Origin of the sequence: Thalassomonas sp. M1454, assembly GCF_007097525.1 — a bacterium.
Taxonomy (GTDB): Bacteria; Pseudomonadota; Gammaproteobacteria; order Enterobacterales; family Alteromonadaceae; genus Thalassotalea_A.
The window spans coordinates 696,302-717,736 of the sequence record NZ_VKDD01000002.1 but is presented as its reverse complement, the minus strand read 5'-3'; the positions used below and the strand labels follow the sequence as shown (position 1 = coordinate 717,736).

Here is a 21,435-nt window from a genome sequence, read left to right as displayed (position 1 = left end):
AATGTTTAATAAATAAAATGCTAATTAAATTTGTTTTAATAAATCTTTTGCCGCAGTAACAAAACTGCGTCGTTTAAATAAAATAGTACGGCGTTTGCCACCGACTTGTCGCCATAAAACTGTGGCTCTAATACCGGCTAGTAGTAGCGCCCTGATCCGATTTTGATTGCCTACTTGTTTTAATATGTTTGGCTCTCCGGCAATTTGTATTTTTGCGCCAAGAGGACTAATAACGTCTGTATAAATGCTGGCTAGATTACTGGTCATTTGGTCGCTATCGATAGCGAAATGAGCAAGCTGTCTTTGGCAATCATCAATTTTTTTCTCTAACAAAGCTAAGGCTTTTGCATTGCCTTTTAAGCGTCGCTCTAAGTTCATTAAACTAACGATATAGCGTGTTAGTTCAGGATCTTTTTTGGCACTGCTATCACCAATTTGAGTAAACATCATGGTTAACCCATCTTGTAGATTAACCAGTTCGTCACCGTAAACATTCAACGTGTTACTTGGTGTCATATTAATTATGCTGTTTAGCATTAACGTGAATAAATCGTCGTCTAGTTGATTTTTTCTGGCAATGCCTTGCACCATGACTGCAGATTGACAAATTGCAGCAAAGGCAATGCTCTGTTCAATGATGTCGTTATTTGTTGTAGACAATGGTGTTCCTTAACTACCTGATCAAAGTATCAATGATACCGCCACCAAGACATACTTCGTTTTGGTAGAAAACAACCGATTGCCCTGGAGTTACCGAGCTTTGTTGTTGATCAAAAATTACTTGATAGTTTTCTTCGTCGATTCGTTTAACAGTACAAGCAACATCTTGTTGGCGATAGCGAGTTTTAACGGTACAAGACATGGATTCATCAATAGCTATTGGTTTTCTATTAACCCAATGTAATTGATCGGCAATTAGCCCTTTCGAGAATAATCTCGGATGGTCGCTACCTTGGCCAACAATTAAAACATTACGCTTCATATCTTTATCAACTACATACCAAGGCGCTTCACCAGCGTCTTTTAAGCCGCCAATATGCAAACCTTTGCGTTGACCAAGTGTGTGATACATTAAGCCATCATGTTTACCAACCTCAACGCCTTCAGCTGTTTCAATAATGCCTGGTTGGGCAGGGAGGTAACGTCCTAGGAAATCTTTGAATTTACGTTCGCCAATAAAGCAGATACCAGTAGAATCTTTCTTATTATGGGTAATTAAACCTTCACGCTCGGCAATAGCTCGAACTTCAGGTTTTTCAATATTACCAACAGGGAAAAGTGTTTGGCCAACTTGCTTGTCACTCAAGGTATAAAGAAAGTAGCTTTGATCTTTATTGCTATCTAAGCCACGTAACATTTCAAATTGCTGAGTTTCTTCGTTAAAGCGACGTTGTACGTAGTGTCCGGTAGCAATGTAATCTGCGCCCATATCTTCACATGCAAACTCTAGAAATGCTTTAAATTTGATTTCTTTATTACACATAATATCAGGGTTGGGAGTACGACCGGCTTTATATTCTTCTAAGAAATATTCAAATACGTTATCCCAGTATTCGGTAGCAAAGTTGATAGTATGAAGTTCAATACCTAATTTGTCACATACGTCTTGAGCGTCACGTAAATCATCAATTGCAGCACAATACTCGTCATCATCATCTTCTTCCCAGTTTTTCATAAACAGGCCTTCTACTTGATAACCTTGCTGTTTAAGCAAGTAAGCAGATACAGATGAATCAACACCGCCGGACATGCCAACGATGACTTTTAACTTCTCATTACCATTAGTTTCGGTAGTCGTATTTAATGTTTCAGCACTCAAGAACTTGTATTTCCCAGTATATATTTGGTTAAGGCTTAGCTTGTAAATTAAGTTACAAAGTTAGCTCGGCTATAAAATGGCGCAAATTGTAGCATGATTTAGATGTTTAAATCATCCCTAAAAGGTTAAAAACAGTTACTTTTATTGTATAAGTTAGTCTGAATAAGTCGCTTTAAATATTACTGTGTAAAATGGATAGGGGATAGCGTTTTCCTGCGAGATAATCATCAATACATTCAAGCACTAACGGGCTTCTAATTTGTTTACCTTTAGCCTTTAGTTCTTGCTCTGTTAACCAGACTGCTTGAATAATATCTGCATCACTAGGTGAAGTCTCAGCCCAGTTGTCGAGTTCACAGACAAAACAAAAGCGCAAATAATAAAGATTTAACTCCGCTCGATAATGATAATAAATGCCACTTAAACACTCAGGATCTACTGCTAAACCAGTCTCTTCTTTAACTTCTCTTTTGAGTGCATTTATAATATTTTCATCTGCCTCAATATGACCAGCTGGCTGATTGTAAACTACGTTGCCGTCATCAATTTCTTCAACGATTAAAAACTTGCCTTGATGATGAATAATTGCTGCAACTGTTGCGTTAGGTTTAAACTGTTCTGACACAGGAACTCTCTTTTCTATTGTTTTTTGGTTACGCGTAACTATATTTTGCTCTGTATATCTAATTGTTTTACAAGCTTTTATTCTAATAGTTTGTACGAGCCTGACATTAAGTCGCCTAAATTGTATTTTCCAATAGCATAACGAATTAAACGTAATGTTGGATGACCAATATGGGCTGTCATTCTTCGTATTTGCCTGTTTTTACCTTCGCTTATAGTGATCTCAAGCCAAGTGGTAGGGATATTTTTACGCTCTCTAATTGGAGGCGTTCTTTGCCAAATATCAGGCTCGTTTATTATCTTGACCTTGGCTGGCTTTGTTAAACCATCTTTTAATTCTACACCATTAGTTAATTGCTTAATTGATTCTGGAGAAGGTTCGCCTTCTACTTGCACCCAATAGACTTTTTGTTTGCCATTGGCTGGATTTGCTAGTTGATGAATTAATTTACCATCGTTGGTAAGTAAAAGTAGGCCTTCAGAATCTTTATCTAATCGCCCCGCGGCGTAGACATTTTCAATATCTATATAGTCTTTTAATGTTTTACGGTTTTGGTCATCGGTAAATTGCGTTAATACATCAAACGGTTTGTTAAACAGTACAATTTTAGTTGGTCCGGTATCGTGTTTAACTTTCTGTTTTACCGGTTTTTGCCGTCTATAGCTGCTAGATGACCGAGTTTTGTTTAATTTTTGCTTAGCAGGTAATGCTTGACGAGATCGCAATATGATTTCCAATATTTTAAATATTCACTTAGAAAACACTATATATTCATCAAATATATAATGAGTATAAATAAAGTTAGTATAAAGAGTGCTGTTACGCTCTATTTTAATCAATTAACTGCTGATATACTACCGCCCGATTAGACTATTTGTTCTAAATAAAATAAACATTAAAAGTTTATAACTACCTAATAAAGTTAACTATTGCACATTGCTGTAGTTAGAAAATAATCTCATTCATTAAGTAAGTTAATGAAGAGAACAATATGCAGAAACAGGATTTGATATGACATCTAAAATTATCTATACAATAACAGATGAAGCACCAGCTTTAGCTACCCATTCTTTTTTACCAATCGTGCAAGCATTCACAGCGCCAGCAAATATCGACATTGAGAAAAAAGATATTTCCCTTGCTGGTCGTATTATCGCTAACTTATCTGAGTATTTGCCTGCAGAACAACGTATTTCTGATGCGTTAAGTGAACTTGGCGATTTAGCTAAAACTCCAGAAGCTAACATTATTAAGCTACCAAATGTAAGTGCTTCTATTCCGCAATTACAAGCATGTATTAAAGAATTACAAGCACACGGTTATGCTTTACCTGACTTTCCTGAAGAAGCAAAAACAGAAGAAGAAGCAAAAATTAAAGCACTATACGCAAAAGTATTAGGTAGTGCTGTTAACCCAGTATTACGTGAAGGTAACTCTGATCGTCGCGCTCCTGGTTCTGTTAAGCAATACGCACGTAACAATCCTCATTCAATGGGCGTTTGGTCAAGCGATTCTAAATCTCATGTTGCAAGCATGACTGAAGGCGATTTCTACGGTAGCGAGCAATCAGTAACTATTGATAAAGCAACTACTGTTAATATCGAGCACACAGACGCAGCTGGTAACGTAACTGTTCTTAAACAAGGTTTAGCTCTTTTAGATGGTGAAGTAATCGATTCTTCTCGTTTATCAGTAAGCAAGCTACGTACTTTCTTAGCAGAGCAAATTGCTTGTGCTAAAGAGCAGGGGATTTTATTCTCATTACACATGAAAGCAACCATGATGAAGGTTTCTGACCCAATTATCTTTGGTCACTGTGTACAAGTATTCTACGCTGATGTATTTGCTAAATATGCTGATTTATTTGAAGAGCTTGGTGTTGATACTAAAAACGGTATTGGTGATGTTTACGCTAAAATCGCTAACCTTCCTGCAGACAAGCAAGCAGAAATCAATGCTGCATTCGCCGATGTTTACGCAAACAGCCCAGACCTAGCTATGGTTAACTCTGATAAAGGTATTACTAACTTACACGTACCTTCAGACGTTATTATCGATGCTTCTATGCCTGCAATGATCCGCTCTTCTGGTCAAATGTGGAATAAAAACGACGCATTACAAGATACTGTTGCAGTAATTCCAGATCGTTGTTACGCCGGTGTTTACCAAGAAACAATTGATTTCTGTAAGAAACATGGTGCATTTGACCCTAAAACTATGGGTAGTGTGCCAAACGTTGGTCTTATGGCGCAAAAAGCTGAAGAATACGGTTCACACGACAAAACGTTTGAAATCGCAGCAAACGGTACTGTGCGCGTAGTTGACGCGTCAGGTTCAGTACTAATGGAGCACGAAGTAGAAACTGGCGATATCTGGAGAATGTGTCAAGTTAAAGATGCACCAATCCAAGATTGGGTTAAATTAGCTGTTAACCGTGCTCGCGCAACAGGTAGCCCAGCAGTATTCTGGTTAGATCCAAACCGTGCACATGACTCTCAAATTATTAAGAAAGTTGAAGCTTACTTACCAAACCATGATACTGACGGTTTAGAAATCCATATCATGCCTATGGTTGAAGCGACTCGTTTCTCATTAGAGCGTATTAAAGAAGGTAAGGACACTATTTCAGTAACAGGTAACGTATTACGTGATTACCTAACTGATTTATTCCCAATTTTAGAACTTGGTACTTCAGCTAAAATGCTTTCAGTTGTTCCTTTAATGAACGGCGGTGGTTTATTTGAGACTGGTGCAGGTGGTTCAGCTCCTAAGCACGTACAACAGTTTGAAAAAGAAAACTACTTACGTTGGGATTCTTTAGGTGAGTTCTTAGCGTTAGCGGCTTCACTTGAACACTTAAGCGGTTTTGCAAATAACCCTAAAGCTCAAGTACTTGCTGATACACTAGATGCCGCTACAGCGACATTCTTAGCAGAGAATAAATCTCCAGCTCGTCGTGTAGGTCAAATTGATAACCGTGGCTCTCATTTCTATTTAGCGCTTTACTGGGCTCAAGAATTAGCTGCACAAACAACTGATGCTGAGTTAAAAGCTAAATTTACTGAAATCGCAGCAGGTTTAACAGAAAACGAAGCTAAAATCGTTGATGAGTTAAACTCAGCGCAAGGCGTTGCTAATGAAATTGGTGGTTACTACCAACCTTCAGATGAATTAGCTGGTAAAGCAATGCGTCCAAGTGCAACACTAAATACAATTTTAGCAGCGTTATCTGCTTAATTTTAATTAGTTAAAACATTTATGTAAAAGCCACATGCTTATGCATGTGGCTTTTTTATTGGCAAAATAATTGATTTGTTAATTGTGTTTGGCTTTATACAAATCCCTATAACCAAGGGATTATTTTTAATGGTTAACATGCAAAAATAGAACACTTATATAAGAGAACTGGTTTAGAAATATTAAGAGAGTTAAGCTTTGAAAAATTTTGTAGAGAGTGAAGGGCAGATCAGTGTAACAAAATAAACAGTTATTTTGTTACACCCAAATAATACCGAGTATTATTCAATATCTGTAGGTTTTATACTTGCAGCATTTTGACCTTTAGGTCCGTCGTTTAATTCATAATCAACCGCTTGACCGGCTTTTAATGTGCGATAACCTTCCATCTGAATTGTTGAGTAGTGAGCGAAAATATCATCACCACCGTCTTCTGGACGGATAAAACCGAAGCCCTTCGCATTGTTAAACCATTTTACTGTACCGTTTGCCATACTTCTAAATCCTTCTTTTGAATCGGTATTTATACTTATTATTGTTACTTTTACTAAAGAATTAACTTCTTTATTCTTATGTGACGCTAATTTTGATAAAATAGAGTCACATCTGTGATTAAATTTTAATCACTTTTAAAATTTAGATAATTTCTCTGAATAGTCAAGTTAAATCGTTGGTTTTTTTTACAAAAAAATTACAAAAAAGTTTTCTCTCCAAGCAAAAATGAGGCTATATTTTAAGTATGGGTAATATAAAAGACGTGATTGATAGTGAAAATCAAGTTGAGCAGGATGCTAGGGCCAAAATAAAACGGCCTTCAATGTATAAAGTTGTACTTTTAAACGACGATTACACGCCAATGGACTTTGTAATTGAAGTTTTATGCAATATTTTTCATATGGATAGTGATAATGCAACAGAAACTATGCTAACAATACATTATAAAGGAAAGGCGAGTTGCGGAGTTTATACCGCTGATGTCGCTGAAACAAAAGTTGATCAGGTAATTCGTTTTGCTCAAGAGAATCAACATCCTTTAATGTGTACTATGGAACAAGTATAAAAAGTTCGAGGTAATGGTTAATTTTTTAATCAAAGCAGTTTTAATCTCCAGGAGTGTTTATGTTAAATAAAGATTTAGAAATTTCCTTAAATTTAGCTTTCCGTCAAGCTAAAGACTCTCGCCATGAATTTATGACGGTTGAGCACTTATTACTCGCACTGCTTGAAAACCCAGAAGCGCTTGATGCTATAAATGCATGTGGCGGTGACTTATCTAAACTAAAAATTGAATTATTAAACTTTATTGGTGAGACCACGCCGATGATCCCATCTGAAGATGCTGATAAAGAAACTCAGCCAACCTTAGGTTTCCAACGAGTTTTACAACGCGCTGTATTTCATGTGCAATCTTCTGGCAAAACAGAGGTTAATGGCGCCAATGTGTTAGTTGCTATTTTCAGTGAACAAGAATCACAAGCCGCTTATCTTCTTAAAAAATCAGATATTACTCGCTTAGATATTGTTAACTTTATTTCGCACGGGATCTCAAAATCTCCAGCGGGTAGTGATGACGCACCTAGTTTGGAAGAAGCGCCCGAAGTAGCTGAAGCCCAAACTAGCCTTGATACTTACGCTGATAACTTAAATGCTTTAGCGCAAAAAGGTGAAATTGACCCTATGATAGGTCGAACACTTGAACTTAACCGTGCTATACAAGTACTGAGTCGTCGTCGTAAAAATAACCCTTTATTTGTTGGTGAAGCTGGTGTTGGTAAAACCGCACTTGCAGAAGGGCTAGCGAAACTAATCGTTGAGAAGAAAGCACCTGAAGTTTTAGCTGATGCGACTATTTACTCATTAGATCTTGGCGCTTTACTTGCTGGCACAAAGTATCGAGGCGATTTTGAAAAACGATTCAAGAGTCTATTAAAAGAGTTAGAAAAAGATCAACACGCTATCTTATTTATTGATGAGATCCATACTATTATTGGCGCAGGTGCTGCATCTGGTGGCATGATGGATGCGTCAAACCTAATAAAACCTCTGCTTTCATCAGGTAAGCTGCGCTGTATGGGGTCAACCACGTTTCAAGAGTTTAAAACTATTTTTGAAAAAGACCGTGCTCTTGCTCGCCGTTTCCAAAAGATTGATGTACAAGAGCCTAGTATTGATGAAACGACTAAGATCTTACATGGCCTTAAAGAGCGTTACGAAACTCATCACAATGTTAAATACACAAATAAAGCTTTGCATGCAGCCGCAGAGCTGTCAGCTAAATACATTAATGATAGATTTTTACCCGACAAAGCCATTGATGTTATCGATGAAGCCGGAGCTAAGCAGCAATTAGTAGCACCATCTAAGCGCAAGAAAGTGATTAATATTGGTGAAATTGAAACCGTTGTGGCTAATATCGCACGTATTCCTGAAAAATCAGTATCGTCTACTGAAAAAGACAGCCTAATGAATATCGATCGTAACCTTAAAATGGTTGTCTTTGGACAAGACCAAGCGATTGACAGCTTAACCGCTACAATCAGACTTAGTCGAGCTGGCCTTGGCCATGAAGAAAAACCAATTGGTTCATTCTTATTCTCAGGTCCTACAGGTGTTGGTAAAACCGAGGTAACGCAACAACTAGCCAAGCAGTTAGGTGTTGAGTTACAGCGATTTGATATGTCCGAATACATGGAAAAACATGCGGTAAGCCGTTTAATTGGTGCACCTCCTGGTTATGTTGGATATGAACAAGGTGGATTACTTACCGATGCTGTAATTAAACATCCGCACTCAGTAGTATTGCTTGATGAGATTGAAAAAGCGCATAGCGATATATTCAATATTTTATTACAAGTAATGGATCACGGCACACTTACTGATAATAACGGCAGAAAGGCTGATTTTAGGAACGTTATCTTAGTACTTACCACTAACGCCGGTGTGCACGAGACTACGCGCAAATCAATTGGTTTCCAACAACAAGACCATAGCCATGATGCAATGAGTGAAATTAATCGTACATTCTCACCTGAATTTAGAAATCGCTTAGATTCAATTGTTTGGTTTAATAGTTTAGGTAGTCAAATTATTGAGCAAGTCGTGGATAAGTTTATTGTTGAACTTCAAGCACAACTTGACACTAAAGGTGTTTCGCTTGAGGTTTCTACTAAAGCAAGAAAATGGTTAGCTAAACATGGTTATGATAAAGCTATGGGCGCTCGTCCAATGGCAAGGCTAATTCAAGAGCAACTGAAAAAACCATTAGCTAATGAGCTATTATTTGGTGAGCTAATGCAAGGTGGTGTTGCTAAAGTTGATGCTAATAACAAAAAAGATTGTTTGGTATTATCTTACGAAAAGAAAGCTGAGCTAGTGTCTCAATAATATCTAAAGTTATCTCTTTTAAAGGCTTCTAGCTCATGCTTTGAAGCCTTTTTTATACCATTTCCATTAATTATGTGATTGGTATAATTGATTACTTATAAATGTCCAAGCCAGTATGCGAGTGGTTTTATTCCCTTGTTGCATCTCAATTTCTTTAACATCTATCGCGCCAAGTTTTAGTAACTGTTTTTTTGCCGGTTTTATATTTTCAATTTTAGATACTAAGCTAGTAAACCAACGGCATTGCGTTGCAAATAACTTACTTTCATTGATCATTTTCTTAAGAAACAGTTGTTCACCACCTTTGCACCATAGCTCAGCCCCTTGTCCGCCAAAGTTGAGTGTGGTTTTTGCGTTATCACTAATATTAACTTTTTCACCGCGGCTGCGCGCCAAATTATTTACTTTACGCATACTACCTTTCATTGCATCATTTAATGAGGCATGAAACGGAGGGTTACAAACACTAACATCAAAAATCTCATCTTTGCTAATAATGCCAGTAAATATCTTATTTTGGTCTAACTGATGCTTTAATGTTAAGCTGCCTTTCATGTTTGGATTAGCGCTGATTATCGATTGCACGTTTTCAATTGAATCTAAGTTAATATCACTAGCAACACAGTCCCAGTTATAAATCTGGCAAGCTAATATTGGGTAAATACCGCTTGCACCTGTACCTATATCCAATAATCGGATCGTCTTATTCTTTGCCTTCACTAAATCAGCAATATAATGAATATAGTCAACACGGCCAGGGATAGGAGGGCATAAAGCTCCTTCAGGTAGAGACCAGTTACTAATGTCATAGTATGTATATAACAAGGCAGCATTGAGTGTCTTAACCGCTTCAGGCTTTGAATAATCTATAGAAGTATTGCCATAAGCATTCGCCTTAGTGAACTTTGCAAGTTTTGGAAAGCTTTTAATTAGCTTAGCAAAATCATAACCTTTGTTATGTAAGTTTCTTTGATGCAACTGTTTAGTTATTGGTTGCTTCTTGTGGTTTTTATTCAAAGGGATCGCCTAGGCTATAGTTAATATAAGGGGAGCTGTTTAACAAAGCGCATTATACGTTATTAACCAGTAGATTGTTATTTTACAAAATTATTCTATTTCAAATTGATATAACAGGTATAATTATCTCATCGACTCTTTAATAGAATTTTCATGACAAAAAAACAAATGTTACCTATGTTGATGCTAATGGTTGTATTTAGCCCTTTAGCGATTGATATATTTCTTCCTGCTTTACCTATCATGGCTAAAGATCTTAGTGTATCCCTTGTCGATATGCAGCTCAGCATTACGGTATTTATGTTTAGTATGGGCTTAGGTCAATTATTTACCGGCCCTTTAACAGATAGATTTGGGCGTAAGCCAATAGCACTTGTGGGTATAGTGTTGTATATCTTAGCCTCTATGGCTTGTGTTTATGCTAATGATATTATTTCTCACCTTAGCTCTCGCTTTATTCAAGGCTTTGGCACGTGTGCTATTGTTGTTTCAGCTTTTGCTATTGTTCGTGATAAGTACAATGCGATTGAAAGCGGTGCCATGTATAGCTATTTAAATGGTGTTATATGTTGTATACCCGCGCTTGCACCAATACTTGGCGGTTGGTTAACTCATCAATTTGGTTGGCACAGTAACTTTCAGTTTATGGCAATCTACGGCGTATTGGCAGGTTTGTTAATTCTTAGCTTTTTAAAAGAAAGCCATGCTGGTGATAGTAGTGTTGCAGTTACAAAGATCCCGTTTAAAATTTATTTAAGTATTCTGCGCACACCTCAGTTTATCTATCACTCTGCTTTAATAATGTTATCTATGGCGGTTATTATCGCGTACGTTACCAGCTCTCCTAGTTGGCTCATGGTTAAGTTGGGGCTAAGCACAGAGGAGTTCATCTTTTGGTTTAGTTTAAATGCGGTGTTTAATATCACTGCTTGTATAGTTGCGCCAAAATTATTAGAGCGTCTTGGAGCCAACATTTTGATCACAAGTGGTTTATTGATATTAATCTTTGCTGGAATTTTAATGCTAGCATTACAGTATCAGGCAACGGCTATAAACTTTATGTTGCCAATAATATTCAGTTCAATAGGGTTTTCATTATTAATGGGGACATGTGCAGGTCAAGCATTGGAGCCTTTTGCTAAAAGAGCAGGGACAGCGTCAGCTTTATTAGGCTTTATGCAAATGAGTGGCTCAGCGGCCATTGTTGGCTTAATACAGTTAGTACCAATAAGCGAAGTTCTACAGATCAGTATTTTAATGCTTGCGGTAATTCCATTTTTTGTTCTTTGGCAAAATAAAGACTTTAAACAATCAATATTGGTGAAAGAGCATTAATATTTTTTTTAGCAGCTATAAAAAAACCTCGCTATGCGAGGTTTTTTAATTCTTATCAAATAAAAGGGTATTGTTACCCGATCATCTTAATCTTTATCTTATCGAGCACGGAAAATAATGCGACCTTTAGATAAGTCGTAAGGTGTTAATTCAACAGTTACTTTGTCACCTGTTAAAATACGAATGTAGTTTTTACGCATTTTGCCAGAGATGTGTGCTGTTACAACGTGTCCGTTTTCTAATTCAACACGAAACATAGTATTAGGTAATGTATCTAATACTGTACCTTGCATTTCAATATTTTCTTCTTTCGCCATTGGGCGTTAAACCTCTAAATAAGTGTGATAACAACTTGTTTAACTCATTGAATTTATTAACATAGCTTTAAAAAGTTATATTAAAAAATACAATCTTGTAATAAACAAATTGATATTTTATAAAATTCTGCCGAGATAATGCCGAAATATAAGCTATTTGTAAAGAGAATTACGCTTGAAATGTTATTTATTTGTCGTTACCCACAAATCATTTTTTAGTCTTTGGTGTGGTTTATATTGTTTTTTGTAGTTCATTTTATCGCATTCATCAATTTGATAACCCAAATACAAAGTATCTTTATTTAACAGCTGGCTTATTTCTATCTGTTTAATAATCGAAAATTTACCCAAAGAGCGCTTAGCTAGTGTCGGGTCGTAAAATGTATATAAAGCGGATAGGGCATTGGGCAAACTGTCACAAACGGCAACAGAGACTAAAGTGTCCTCTAAATAAACTTCTATAAACAACTGCGAAATCTTACTGCTAAAGATAAACCCTTGGTATTGCTCTTTGTTTGCAGGATACATACTACCGTCTTGATGTACAGTGTCGATATAACGCTTGTATAAATCAAAGTATTCGGGTTTTGCCTCATTACTAAGTGCAATTGCTAAGTCTTTGTTGTTGGCAATAATTCTTTTTTGGCTTCTTGAAGGTTTAAACTCTTGCACTGGGATCCTGATGGATTCACAGGCGTTGCAAAATTCACAGTGCGGTTTATATACTTGATCGCCACTACGCCTAAACCCAGAAGCAAGCAGTCGTTGATAGTTTTCATCATTTAAAAGCTCACTATTGGTGATAACAATTAAACGCTCTTTCTGCTTGGCCAAATAATTACAATCGAATGCTTTAGTGAGGCCGAATTTAAAATACAAATTTTCATCATTCATTATTGGATAACATCCTTGCTTGCCAAAACTGTGGTGGAATTTGGATTGCTAACTCAGTTTCCTTACGATTTAAAAACACTGAGCGAGGGATCTCTATAGCGCCCATAGCTTGTAAAAATGGGTTTTGTAATTGGCAATCGATAAAACTTATCCCTTGTTGCTTGAGTAAATCACACAAGGCAACTAAGGCAACTTTAGATGCGTTATCTTTAAGATAAAACATCGATTCACCACTGAATAAGCCATTGATTGCTACCCCATATAAGCCACCAACTAATTGATTATTTTCCCAGACTTCAATTGAATGGGCAAAACCCGCCTGATGTAACTCATTATAGGCAATAAGCATGTCATCTAAAATCCAAGTGTCGTCATTTCGAAACGGAGCATCTGCACACAAAGCAATCACTTGTGAAAATGCTTTATTAACACTGACAGTATAAGGAGATTTTTTTAAAAACTTTTTTAACGTGCGATTTATTTTAATTTCATCAACGTTGATGATTGCTCGCGGATCAGGAGACCACCACAGATAGGGATCATCTTCTGAAAACCAAGGGAATATGCCTTGTGTATAAGCATTGATTAAACGTTGAATTTTTAAGTCGCCGCCAACAGCTAATAGACCATTAGGCTCGGTTAAAGCAGTATGTGGGTTGGGGAAGGACAGATCCTCATCTGCGAGCAAATTAAGGATCTGTTTCATATAAACGTATTAGCTAACGATTAGTTTAAAGTGCGTCTAAATAGCGCTCTGCATCAAGAGCAGCCATACAGCCAGCACCAGCAGAAGTAATTGCTTGACGATAAATATGATCGGCAACATCACCTGCAGCAAAAACACCTTCAACACTAGTTTGTGTTGCACCACCTTCAGTACCACTATTAATGGTTAAGTAACCATCTTTCATATCTAACTGACCAGCGAAAATATCAGTATTAGGTTTATGGCCAATAGCAATAAAACAACCGGTTACATCGATTTCTTCGGTTTTATCTGAATTAGTATCTTTTAAGCGTAAACCTGTAACACCCATGTTATCACCTAACACTTCATCTAAGGTACGGTCGGTATGTAAAACGATATTGCCGTTTTCAACTTTGTCCATTAAGCGTTTAGTTAATATTTTTTCACTACGGAATGTGTCACGACGGTGAATTAAGTGAACTTCTGAAGCAATATTAGCTAAGTAAAGTGCCTCTTCAACAGCGGTGTTACCACCACCAACTACAGCAACTTTCTGGTTACGGTAGAAGAATCCATCACAAGTGGCACAAGCAGAAATACCTTTACCCATAAATGCGGTTTCAGATTCTAAACCTAGGTATTGAGCCGATGCACCAGTACAAATGATTAAAGCGTCACAAGTATATTCACCTGAGCTACCTTTTAAACGATAAGGTTTTGTTGAAAAATCAACTTCGTCAATATGATCAAAGATGATTTCAGTTTCAAACTTTTCAGCATGTTTTTGCATACGATCCATTAATGCAGGGCCAGTAAGGTCATCTGCATCACCTGGCCAGTTTTCAACTTCAGTAGTGGTAGTTAATTGACCACCTTGTTGCATACCAGTGATCATAACTGGCTTTAAGTTAGCTCGTGCGGCGTAAACAGCAGCTGTATAACCAGCAGGTCCTGAGCCAAGGATAAGAAGAGGGCAATGTCTTACATCACTCATGAAAAACTCCAAGTGTTTGATGAAACGCGATAGCGCTTTAAATTTGTTTTAATATTGATTGGGATTCTATGTAAAAAAAACAAGGACAACAACAAAAAAACGCAGCTATTTTTAGCTGCGTTTTATAAAAACTCTGTTTTTGTAAACTAAGTAGTACTTTAAGCTTTATTTAGGCTTAACTTTTTAGCCTAACGCTACTCTTGGTTCAACGTAATCAAAGCCAAGGTTTTGTGCAACATCACGTACGGTTACTTTACCGTTGATCACATTTAAGCCATTTAAGAAATGTTGATCAGAAAGTAATGCTTGTTTATAACCTTTATTTGCTAAATTAATAATGAAAGGTAAGGTTGCGTTATTTAGAGCAAATGTAGAGGTACGTGGCACAGCACCTGGCATATTCGCAACACAGTAGTGAACAACATCATCAACAATAAATGTTGGCTCTGCATGTGTTGTCGCGCGTGAAGTGGCAATACAACCACCTTGGTCAATTGCTACATCAACAATTGCAGAACCAGGCTTCATATTTTTAATATGCTCAGCGGTAACTAATTTAGGTGCGGCTGCACCTGGAATTAATACACCACCAATAACAAGGTCAGCTTCAAGTACATGTTTTTCAAGTGCATCTGCTGTTGAGTAAATGGCTTTAACTTTATTGCCAAATTGCGCGTCTAAACGACGTAGTACGTTAATGTTACGATCTAAAATAACTACTTCAGCGCCCATACCGATAGCCATTTGAGCGGCATTGTTACCAACCATACCACCGCCAATGATAACTACTTTAGCAGGTTCAACACCAGGTACGCCGCCAAGTAACATACCACGACCAGCATTTGATTTTTCAAGAGCCTGTGCACCTGCTTGAATCGACATGCGTCCCGCTACTTCTGACATTGGCGCTAATAGTGGTAAACCGCCATTACTATCAGTTACTGTTTCATAGGCAATACAAATAGCTTTCGATTTAATTAAATCTTCTGTTTGAGCTAAATCAGGGGCTAAATGTAGATAAGTAAATAGGATCTGACCTTCACGAAGCATTGCACGTTCAACTGCTTGTGGCTCTTTAACTTTTACAATCATTTCAGCTTGCGCAAAAACATCACTAGCACTTGCTAAAACTTCTGCACCAGCAGCAATATAATCTTCATCGGTAAAGCCAATGCCGTTTGCTGCATTAGTTTCTACCAATACTTTGTGGCCGTGATTAATTAATTCACGAACACTCGCAGGCACCATTCCAACGCGGTATTCATGGTTTTTAATTTCTTTAGGTACGCCAATAATCATAATGTTTTCTCTATATGTGTTAACTGTTGCAAATATTTTGTTTTTATATGTTGCTAGTATATAGAGATATATGCAGAATAACGTATCGTATTTTTGTAATAAGTAGATTGATATATTGCTATTTTAATTATTTGCAGATAAAAACTCTAAAAGGTTAAGGTGATGAGTAAAACTTTTGATCGGATCGATAGAAACATTCTAAAAGAGCTACAAAACGATGGTCGAATATCGAATGTCGAACTTTCTAAGCGTGTTGGATTAAGTCCAACACCGTGTTTAGAAAGGGTGAAGAAACTAGAGCAAGACCATGTTATAACGGGATATAGCGCTAACTTGAACCCTAAATATCTTGATGCAGCATTACTCGTCTTTGTAGAAATAACTCTTACAAGGACTGCGCCCGATGTATTTGAAGAATTTTCTAAAGCGGTTATGGATGTTGGTGTAATACAAGAGTGTCATCTGGTTTCTGGTAACTTTGATTTTCTGTTGAAAACTCGGGTTTCAGACATGCAAGCTTATCGAAACTTACTCGGCGATACATTACTTACTTTACCATCGGTAAGCGAAAGTAGAACCTATGTGGTTATGGAAGAGGTGAAAACCGGAAATAAATTGCCAATAATTTAGTTTTATGGCCATTTTTAATTCAAATTTCAGTGTTTTTGCTCAATTAAGCCGCTTTAAATGCTTAATTCGATAATACAGTTACTATTAACTACGTTTTGATATTTTAACCGAGCTTAATTTCTGTTATTTTGGTTACTTATAATATTAATAATAATCTCAATTTTTATGGATTCTACTTTGTCTACTTCTGAATCAACAAAATTAACTGGCACTCAGCGTTTACTCGAAGCTGGGCTTATATTTACCAGTATCTTCTCCATCTATTTGATTATATCTCTTTTAAGCTTCGACCCTGCCGATCCAGGTTGGTCGCAAACTGCGTATCATACTAGCGTTAATAATTCAGGAGGGGCTATTGGCGCTTACTTATCTGATATCTTCTTTTTCGCTTTTGGTAGTATTGCTTACTTTTTACCATTTATTTTTGCAGCCCTTGGTTGGTTAGTGTTTCAAAAAATCCATGTTTTACTTGAAGTTGATTTCTTTACCCTTGGCTTAAAGTTTATTGGTTTCGTGATGTTTATTATTGGCATAACATCAATCGCCAGTATGAATTTTGATGATGTCTATGAATTCTCCGCAGGGGGCGTAGTTGGTGACTATATATCATTATCTTTATTGCCTTATTTAAACTTCCCTGGCTGTAGCTTATTATTTTTACTACTTACTTGTTCTGGCTTTGTGTTAGTTACCGGTGTGTCATGGTTAACCATGATTGACTTTATTGGTGAAAAAGCCATTACATCGGCGCTGTACTTGAGAGATTCAATCCCGGTTATAAAAGACAAGTTTTCTTCATCGCCAACACCAACACAACAAGAGAGCGAAACTGACGAAGATGTTAATAGTGTTGATGAAAAATCTCACACTAAAGCGAAAACGAGTACAGATAAATTATCTAAGTCGGTTGAGGCTGTAGCTATCGATGATAGTGATGATGATTTAGCCGAAAAGTTATTTGGCAGTATTGAACGTCATGAGAGCAGCCAACAAGGTGTTACGAAGGCGGAACCAGTAATTGAAGATGATGGTTTTGTCGCAATTGATGATTTAATTGACGATGATATCGAATTTAGCATCAATGACGACATTAGTGAGCAAGAGCTCGATGTTGTATTTTCTGATGTTGAAAAAGTTGATGTTGCAGATGATGATATTAATGAACAGGCAAACTTTGATAAACAAAGCTCTAATGCTGAAACGGCCACTAAACCTGCGGTAGTTGAAGAAAGTCCGTTTGAGCGCTACAAAGGTATGCCAACAATCGATTTATTGGACAAACCTAACAGAACTAAAAATCCAATATCACAAGAAGAACTAGACCAAGTAAGCCGTTTAGTTGAAGCCAAACTTTTAGACTACGGCGTGATTGCTGAAGTTGTTGATGTTTTCCCAGGTCCTGTTATTACTCGTTTTGAAATTGACTTAGCGCCAGGCGTCAAAGTCAGTAAAATTACTAACTTATCTAAAGATTTAGCTCGTGCACTATCCGCGGCAAGTGTACGTGTGGTTGAGGTTATTCCTGGTAAGTCGGTAATAGGTTTAGAAATACCAAATAAACATCGCGAAATGGTTAAGCTTAGTGAAGTTATCGAGAGTGATGTGTTTACTAGCTCAAAATCGGCATTAACTATGGTACTTGGTAAAGATATTGCCGGCGACCCAATCGTTGCTGATTTAGCGAAAATGCCGCACTTACTAGTTGCTGGTACCACCGGCTCAGGTAAGTCTGTGGTAGTAAATGTGATGATTGTGAGTATGCTTTATAAGTCTACTCCTGATGAAGTTCGCTTTATCATGATAGATCCAAAGATGTTGGAATTATCTGTATATGAAGGCATTCCACATTTACTTTCTGAAGTAGTTACCGATATGAAAGATGCCGCTAACGCACTGCGTTGGTGTGTTGGTGAAATGGAACGTCGTTACAAATTAATGTCAGCACTTGGCGTTCGTAATTTAACCGGCTTTAACCAGAAAATATCTGCGGCAATTGCAGAGGGTAATCCAATTGTTGATCCTTTATGGAAACCAGGCGATAGCATGTTAGAAAGTGCGCCGCAGCTAGAGCGTTTGCCAAGTATAGTTGTGGTGGTTGATGAGTTTGCCGATATGATCATGATTGTTGGTAAAAAAGTTGAAGAGTTAATTGCTCGTATCGCACAAAAAGCACGTGCCGCGGGTATTCACTTGATCTTAGCAACGCAAAGACCATCGGTTGATGTTATCACAGGTTTAATTAAGGCAAATATACCAACGCGTATGGCGTTAACTGTGCAATCAAGAATTGATTCTAGAACTATTCTTGATCAACAAGGTGCCGAGCAACTACTTGGTAATGGTGACATGCTATTTTTACCTCAAGGTACAAGTGTTCCTCTTCGGGCTCAAGGTGCATTTGTTGATGACCATGAAGTCCATGCCGTAGTTAATGATTGGAAGGCACGTGGTAAACCAAGATATATTGAAGAAATTCTCTCTGGGGCAGGTACTGAAGATACGTTATTACCAGGAGAAGTAGCTGAGTCTGAAGACCAAGAAATGGATGTGCTATACGATGAAGCATTAGCATTTGTAACGGAATCAAGAAGGGCGTCGATTTCAGGTGTACAACGTAAGTTCCGTATAGGTTATAATCGCGCAGCACGTATTATTGAACAAATGGAAGCATCTGGTGTAGTAAGTAGTCCAGGTCACAATGGTAATCGCGAAGTTTTAGCGCCACCACCAGTAAAAGATTAAGTGAGAAAAACACCATGGCTTTAAAATTTATTTTGCCAGTAAGCGTACTGGCATTAAGTATTTCTTCTGCTTTTGCACAAGATACACAGACAACAACCCTAACAGAAACAGAGGTTGCACAAGCCAATTTCAGAGCAGAAAAAGAAGCTCAAATTAAACACGCCCTTAAAGCTAAGTTAGAAACGTTTAATGGGTTTAGTGCTAATTTTCAGCAAGACGTTATCGATGCAGAAGGCAATGCTTTACAGTCATCAAACGGTAAGCTTGTGGTTAAACGTCCAAACCTTATTTATTGGGAAACTATAGAGCCTGATGAAACTCTTGTTGTTAGTGATGGCACGACCTTGTGGTTTTACAACCCATTTGTAGAGCAAGTATCAGCGTTTAATGTAAGTAATGCGGTAGTAAATACGCCAATTTTATTGTTAAGTGACACTTCTGCAGATACATGGCAAGACTACCAAGTAAGTCAGCAATCGATGAATGAATACAGCATTAAGTCATTAGATATTGAAGCACAAGTAAAAAGTCTAAATTTAGTATTTGATGGCAATCAACTTGCAATGTTTACCATTGTCGATGCTACCGGTCAGTTAAGCCACTTTAAATTATCAAATATGATCACTGAGCCATCACCGAGCTCTGATATTTTTAAGTTTAGTTTACCTGCTAATGTAGATTTTGATGACCAAAGATAATCAAACATTCACGCTAGATTTTGACGATGAACAGCCTAGTGGTAACAGTAACGCTAAAACTCTTGCTTTTGCCCCATTAGCAGCAAGGCTTAGACCACAAACACTAGAAGATTATATTGGCCAACAGCATTTACTTAGTGCAGGTAAGCCGTTAAAAGTCGCTATCGAACAAGGCTTATGTCACTCCTTAATATTCTGGGGACCACCAGGTACTGGTAAAACGACACTTGCCGAGCTCATTGCTAAATATGCCGAAGCCGATTTTGAACGTATTTCAGCTGTTACCTCTGGCGTTAAAGAAATTCGCGCTGCGATTGATAAAGCCAAGTTAAATGAGCAAGTCAAAGGTCGTCGCACTATATTGTTTGTTGATGAGGTACACCGCTTTAATAAATCCCAACAAGATGCTTTTTTGCCGTTTATCGAAGATGGTACGATCACCTTTATTGGCGCAACGACAGAAAACCCGGCATTTGAACTAAATCAAGCCTTGTTGTCTCGAGCTAGGGTATATTTACTGCAGAAGTTTTCTGATGAAGAATTAGAGCAAGTACTACATCGAGCTCTTAATGATAAAGAGCTTGGTTATGGCTCTCTTACCATTGAAATTGAGCCGAAAGCGAAAGATTCTTTATTAGCTCTTGCCAACGGCGATGCTAGGCGTTTATTAAACTTATTAGAAAACTGTGTTGATATCAGCGCAGAAATTGAGCAAACGGTAAATATAACACTAGAAGTGGTTAATTTAGTTGCTGGTGAAAAACAAGCTTTGTACGATAAAGGTGGCGATCACTTTTATGATTTAATTAGTGCTTTTCATAAATCGGTACGTGGTTCTAATCCTGATGCAGCTTTGTATTGGTACGCAAGAATATTAGAAGGTGGAGGCGATCCGCTTTACGTTGGACGCAGGTTATTAGCTATTGCTAGTGAAGATATTGGTAATGCCGACCCAAGAGCTATTCAGTTGGCGATTAATGCATGGGATACTTATCATCGAGTAGGTCCTGCAGAAGGTGAGCGTGCAATAGCACAAGCTGCTGTTTATCTTGCATTAGCACCAAAATCAAATGCGGTTTATACTGCGTTTAAAGCTGCTCGAGCGTTAGCAAAAGATACTGGCCATTTAGAAGTACCCATTCATCTGCGTAATGCGACATCAAAGCTTACCCAAGAAATGGGACACGGCAAGGAGTATCGTTACGCTCATGATGAAGAAGGAGCTTATGCTGCAGGTCAAAGTTATTTACCTGAATATATCGATGGCATGTCTTTTTATCAGCCAACCGATAGAGGCTTAGAGAAAAAACTTAAAGAGAAAATGGATTATTTAGCTAGTTTAGATAGCAGGGCTGGGAGAAAAACCTATTAATACCTTACAAATGTACTTGTTTATAGCTATTGGTGGGGCATGTGGAGCTTGTTTGCGTTTCTTTATAATGCAAATAGTTTTCAATTTTTTAGGAAAAGGTTTCCCTTTTGCTACTTTGATCGTTAATATTTCCGGCTCATTGATAATGGGTGTATTATATGGCCTTATCGAACAGGGCTCAATTGAAGTAGTTTTATACCGAACGCTTATAGGTATAGGCTTTTTGGGCGCTTTTACAACGTTTTCAACGTTTTCGTTAGATACTTTGTTGTTATTGCAACATGGAGAAATAATGAAAGCATTAATAAATGTTCTTTTAAATGTGTTGCTGTGTGTATTAGCAGCAGGTTTAGGAATGTTTTTAGTAACAAATAAATAATTAAT

General features: G+C 37.4%; 20 protein-coding genes. 9 read left to right on the top strand and 11 right to left on the bottom strand.

Annotation, left to right across the window (positions count from 1 at the left end; all coding sequences use genetic code 11):
- Positions 1 to 24: 24 nt before the first annotated feature.
- From hflD to FNN08_RS05195, 4 genes are all read right to left on the bottom strand, one after another.
- The gene (gene hflD, locus FNN08_RS05210) at positions 25 to 660 is read right to left on the bottom strand and encodes a high frequency lysogenization protein HflD (RefSeq protein WP_260679269.1); all 636 of its coding nucleotides are present in this window, start codon (positions 658 to 660) and stop codon (positions 25 to 27) included.
- A 13-nt stretch (positions 661 to 673) separates the two neighbouring features.
- Positions 674 to 1,819, bottom strand: a complete 1,146-nt coding sequence (gene mnmA / locus FNN08_RS05205; protein WP_143583670.1) for a tRNA 2-thiouridine(34) synthase MnmA — start codon at positions 1,817 to 1,819, stop codon at positions 674 to 676.
- 172 nt (positions 1,820 to 1,991) lie between these two features.
- Positions 1,992 to 2,444 (bottom strand): NUDIX hydrolase, encoded by a 453-nt coding sequence (locus tag FNN08_RS05200; protein WP_143583669.1) that lies wholly within the window; start codon positions 2,442 to 2,444, stop codon positions 1,992 to 1,994.
- 77 nt (positions 2,445 to 2,521) lie between these two features.
- Positions 2,522 to 3,169, bottom strand: a complete 648-nt coding sequence (locus FNN08_RS05195; protein ID WP_260679268.1) for a pseudouridine synthase — start codon at positions 3,167 to 3,169, stop codon at positions 2,522 to 2,524.
- Positions 3,170 to 3,455: 286 nt separating this feature from the next.
- Between FNN08_RS05195 and FNN08_RS05190 the strand changes: the two genes are divergently transcribed.
- Positions 3,456 to 5,681 (top strand): NADP-dependent isocitrate dehydrogenase, encoded by a 2,226-nt coding sequence (locus tag FNN08_RS05190; protein WP_143583667.1) that lies wholly within the window; start codon positions 3,456 to 3,458, stop codon positions 5,679 to 5,681.
- Between the two features lie 281 nt (positions 5,682 to 5,962).
- On the opposite strand, the gene cspD is transcribed toward FNN08_RS05190, so the two are convergent.
- Positions 5,963 to 6,175, bottom strand: a complete 213-nt coding sequence (gene cspD, locus FNN08_RS05185; protein ID WP_143583666.1) for a cold shock domain-containing protein CspD — start codon at positions 6,173 to 6,175, stop codon at positions 5,963 to 5,965.
- Positions 6,176 to 6,420: 245 nt separating this feature from the next.
- Between cspD and clpS the strand changes: the two genes are divergently transcribed.
- A complete protein-coding gene (gene clpS / locus FNN08_RS05180) occupies positions 6,421 to 6,741 on the top strand; it encodes an ATP-dependent Clp protease adapter ClpS (protein ID WP_143583665.1) in 321 nt (106 codons plus the stop codon).
- A gap of 59 nt (positions 6,742 to 6,800) precedes the next feature.
- A complete protein-coding gene (gene clpA, locus FNN08_RS05175) occupies positions 6,801 to 9,065 on the top strand; it encodes an ATP-dependent Clp protease ATP-binding subunit ClpA (protein ID WP_143583664.1) in 2,265 nt (754 codons plus the stop codon).
- Between the two features lie 66 nt (positions 9,066 to 9,131).
- Here the strand turns inward: clpA and rlmF are convergent, their stop codons facing one another.
- On the bottom strand, positions 9,132 to 10,082 hold the full coding sequence (gene rlmF / locus FNN08_RS05170; RefSeq protein WP_143583663.1) for a 23S rRNA (adenine(1618)-N(6))-methyltransferase RlmF: 951 nt from the start codon (positions 10,080 to 10,082) through the stop codon (positions 9,132 to 9,134).
- Positions 10,083 to 10,235: 153 nt separating this feature from the next.
- Between rlmF and FNN08_RS05165 the strand changes: the two genes are divergently transcribed.
- The gene (locus tag FNN08_RS05165) at positions 10,236 to 11,417 is read left to right on the top strand and encodes a multidrug effflux MFS transporter (protein WP_143583662.1); all 1,182 of its coding nucleotides are present in this window, start codon (positions 10,236 to 10,238) and stop codon (positions 11,415 to 11,417) included.
- Positions 11,418 to 11,515: 98 nt separating this feature from the next.
- On the opposite strand, the gene infA is transcribed toward FNN08_RS05165, so the two are convergent.
- The 5 genes from infA to ald all read right to left on the bottom strand — a co-directional run bounded on the left by infA (position 11,516) and on the right by ald (position 15,609).
- Positions 11,516 to 11,734 (bottom strand): translation initiation factor IF-1, encoded by a 219-nt coding sequence (gene infA, locus FNN08_RS05160; RefSeq protein WP_011043571.1) that lies wholly within the window; start codon positions 11,732 to 11,734, stop codon positions 11,516 to 11,518.
- Positions 11,735 to 11,917: 183 nt separating this feature from the next.
- Positions 11,918 to 12,628 (bottom strand): arginyltransferase, encoded by a 711-nt coding sequence (locus tag FNN08_RS05155; RefSeq protein ID WP_143583661.1) that lies wholly within the window; start codon positions 12,626 to 12,628, stop codon positions 11,918 to 11,920.
- Positions 12,621 to 13,334, bottom strand: a complete 714-nt coding sequence (gene aat / locus FNN08_RS05150) for a leucyl/phenylalanyl-tRNA--protein transferase (RefSeq protein WP_143583660.1) — start codon at positions 13,332 to 13,334, stop codon at positions 12,621 to 12,623. Before aat ends, FNN08_RS05155 begins: the two co-directional genes overlap by 8 nt.
- A gap of 25 nt (positions 13,335 to 13,359) precedes the next feature.
- Complete coding sequence (trxB, locus tag FNN08_RS05145; RefSeq protein ID WP_143583659.1) at positions 13,360 to 14,310, bottom strand: thioredoxin-disulfide reductase; 951 nt, start codon at positions 14,308 to 14,310, stop codon at positions 13,360 to 13,362.
- 183 nt (positions 14,311 to 14,493) lie between these two features.
- Complete coding sequence (gene ald, locus FNN08_RS05140) at positions 14,494 to 15,609, bottom strand: alanine dehydrogenase (RefSeq protein ID WP_143583658.1); 1,116 nt, start codon at positions 15,607 to 15,609, stop codon at positions 14,494 to 14,496.
- A gap of 162 nt (positions 15,610 to 15,771) precedes the next feature.
- On the opposite strand from ald, the gene lrp reads away from it, so the two are divergent.
- The 5 genes from lrp (at position 15,772) to crcB (ending at position 21,430) form a co-directional block, all read left to right on the top strand.
- Complete coding sequence (lrp, locus tag FNN08_RS05135; RefSeq protein ID WP_143583657.1) at positions 15,772 to 16,239, top strand: leucine-responsive transcriptional regulator Lrp; 468 nt, start codon at positions 15,772 to 15,774, stop codon at positions 16,237 to 16,239.
- A gap of 177 nt (positions 16,240 to 16,416) precedes the next feature.
- Complete coding sequence (locus FNN08_RS05130) at positions 16,417 to 18,981, top strand: DNA translocase FtsK 4TM domain-containing protein (RefSeq protein ID WP_409574595.1); 2,565 nt, start codon at positions 16,417 to 16,419, stop codon at positions 18,979 to 18,981.
- 14 nt (positions 18,982 to 18,995) lie between these two features.
- Complete coding sequence (gene lolA / locus FNN08_RS05125; protein WP_143583655.1) at positions 18,996 to 19,679, top strand: outer membrane lipoprotein chaperone LolA; 684 nt, start codon at positions 18,996 to 18,998, stop codon at positions 19,677 to 19,679.
- Complete coding sequence (locus FNN08_RS05120) at positions 19,666 to 21,051, top strand: replication-associated recombination protein A (RefSeq protein ID WP_143583654.1); 1,386 nt, start codon at positions 19,666 to 19,668, stop codon at positions 21,049 to 21,051. Before lolA ends, FNN08_RS05120 begins: the two co-directional genes overlap by 14 nt.
- A gap of 10 nt (positions 21,052 to 21,061) precedes the next feature.
- Complete coding sequence (gene crcB / locus FNN08_RS05115; RefSeq protein ID WP_185962568.1) at positions 21,062 to 21,430, top strand: fluoride efflux transporter CrcB; 369 nt, start codon at positions 21,062 to 21,064, stop codon at positions 21,428 to 21,430.
- The last annotated feature ends 5 nt before the right edge of the window (positions 21,431 to 21,435 follow it).

Bases quoted from the DNA above. Each gene is read 5' to 3' on its own strand.
- clpA (WP_143583664.1), top strand. From the start codon at position 6,801: ATGTTAAATAAAGATTTAGAAATTTCCTTAAATTTAGCTTTCCGTCAA.
- infA (WP_011043571.1), bottom strand. From the start codon at position 11,734: ATGGCGAAAGAAGAAAATATTGAAATGCAAGGTACAGTATTAGATACA.
- lolA (WP_143583655.1), top strand. From the start codon at position 18,996: ATGGCTTTAAAATTTATTTTGCCAGTAAGCGTACTGGCATTAAGTATT.
- ald (WP_143583658.1), bottom strand. From the start codon at position 15,609: ATGATTATTGGCGTACCTAAAGAAATTAAAAACCATGAATACCGCGTT.
- FNN08_RS05165 (WP_143583662.1), top strand. From the start codon at position 10,236: ATGACAAAAAAACAAATGTTACCTATGTTGATGCTAATGGTTGTATTT.
- crcB (WP_185962568.1), top strand. From the start codon at position 21,062: ATGTACTTGTTTATAGCTATTGGTGGGGCATGTGGAGCTTGTTTGCGT.
- lrp (WP_143583657.1), top strand. From the start codon at position 15,772: ATGAGTAAAACTTTTGATCGGATCGATAGAAACATTCTAAAAGAGCTA.
- FNN08_RS05190 (WP_143583667.1), top strand. From the start codon at position 3,456: ATGACATCTAAAATTATCTATACAATAACAGATGAAGCACCAGCTTTA.
- FNN08_RS05120 (WP_143583654.1), top strand. From the start codon at position 19,666: ATGACCAAAGATAATCAAACATTCACGCTAGATTTTGACGATGAACAG.
- clpS (WP_143583665.1), top strand. From the start codon at position 6,421: ATGGGTAATATAAAAGACGTGATTGATAGTGAAAATCAAGTTGAGCAG.
- cspD (WP_143583666.1), bottom strand. From the start codon at position 6,175: ATGGCAAACGGTACAGTAAAATGGTTTAACAATGCGAAGGGCTTCGGT.
- trxB (WP_143583659.1), bottom strand. From the start codon at position 14,310: ATGAGTGATGTAAGACATTGCCCTCTTCTTATCCTTGGCTCAGGACCT.
- aat (WP_143583660.1), bottom strand. From the start codon at position 13,334: ATGAAACAGATCCTTAATTTGCTCGCAGATGAGGATCTGTCCTTCCCC.
- FNN08_RS05155 (WP_143583661.1), bottom strand. From the start codon at position 12,628: ATGAATGATGAAAATTTGTATTTTAAATTCGGCCTCACTAAAGCATTC.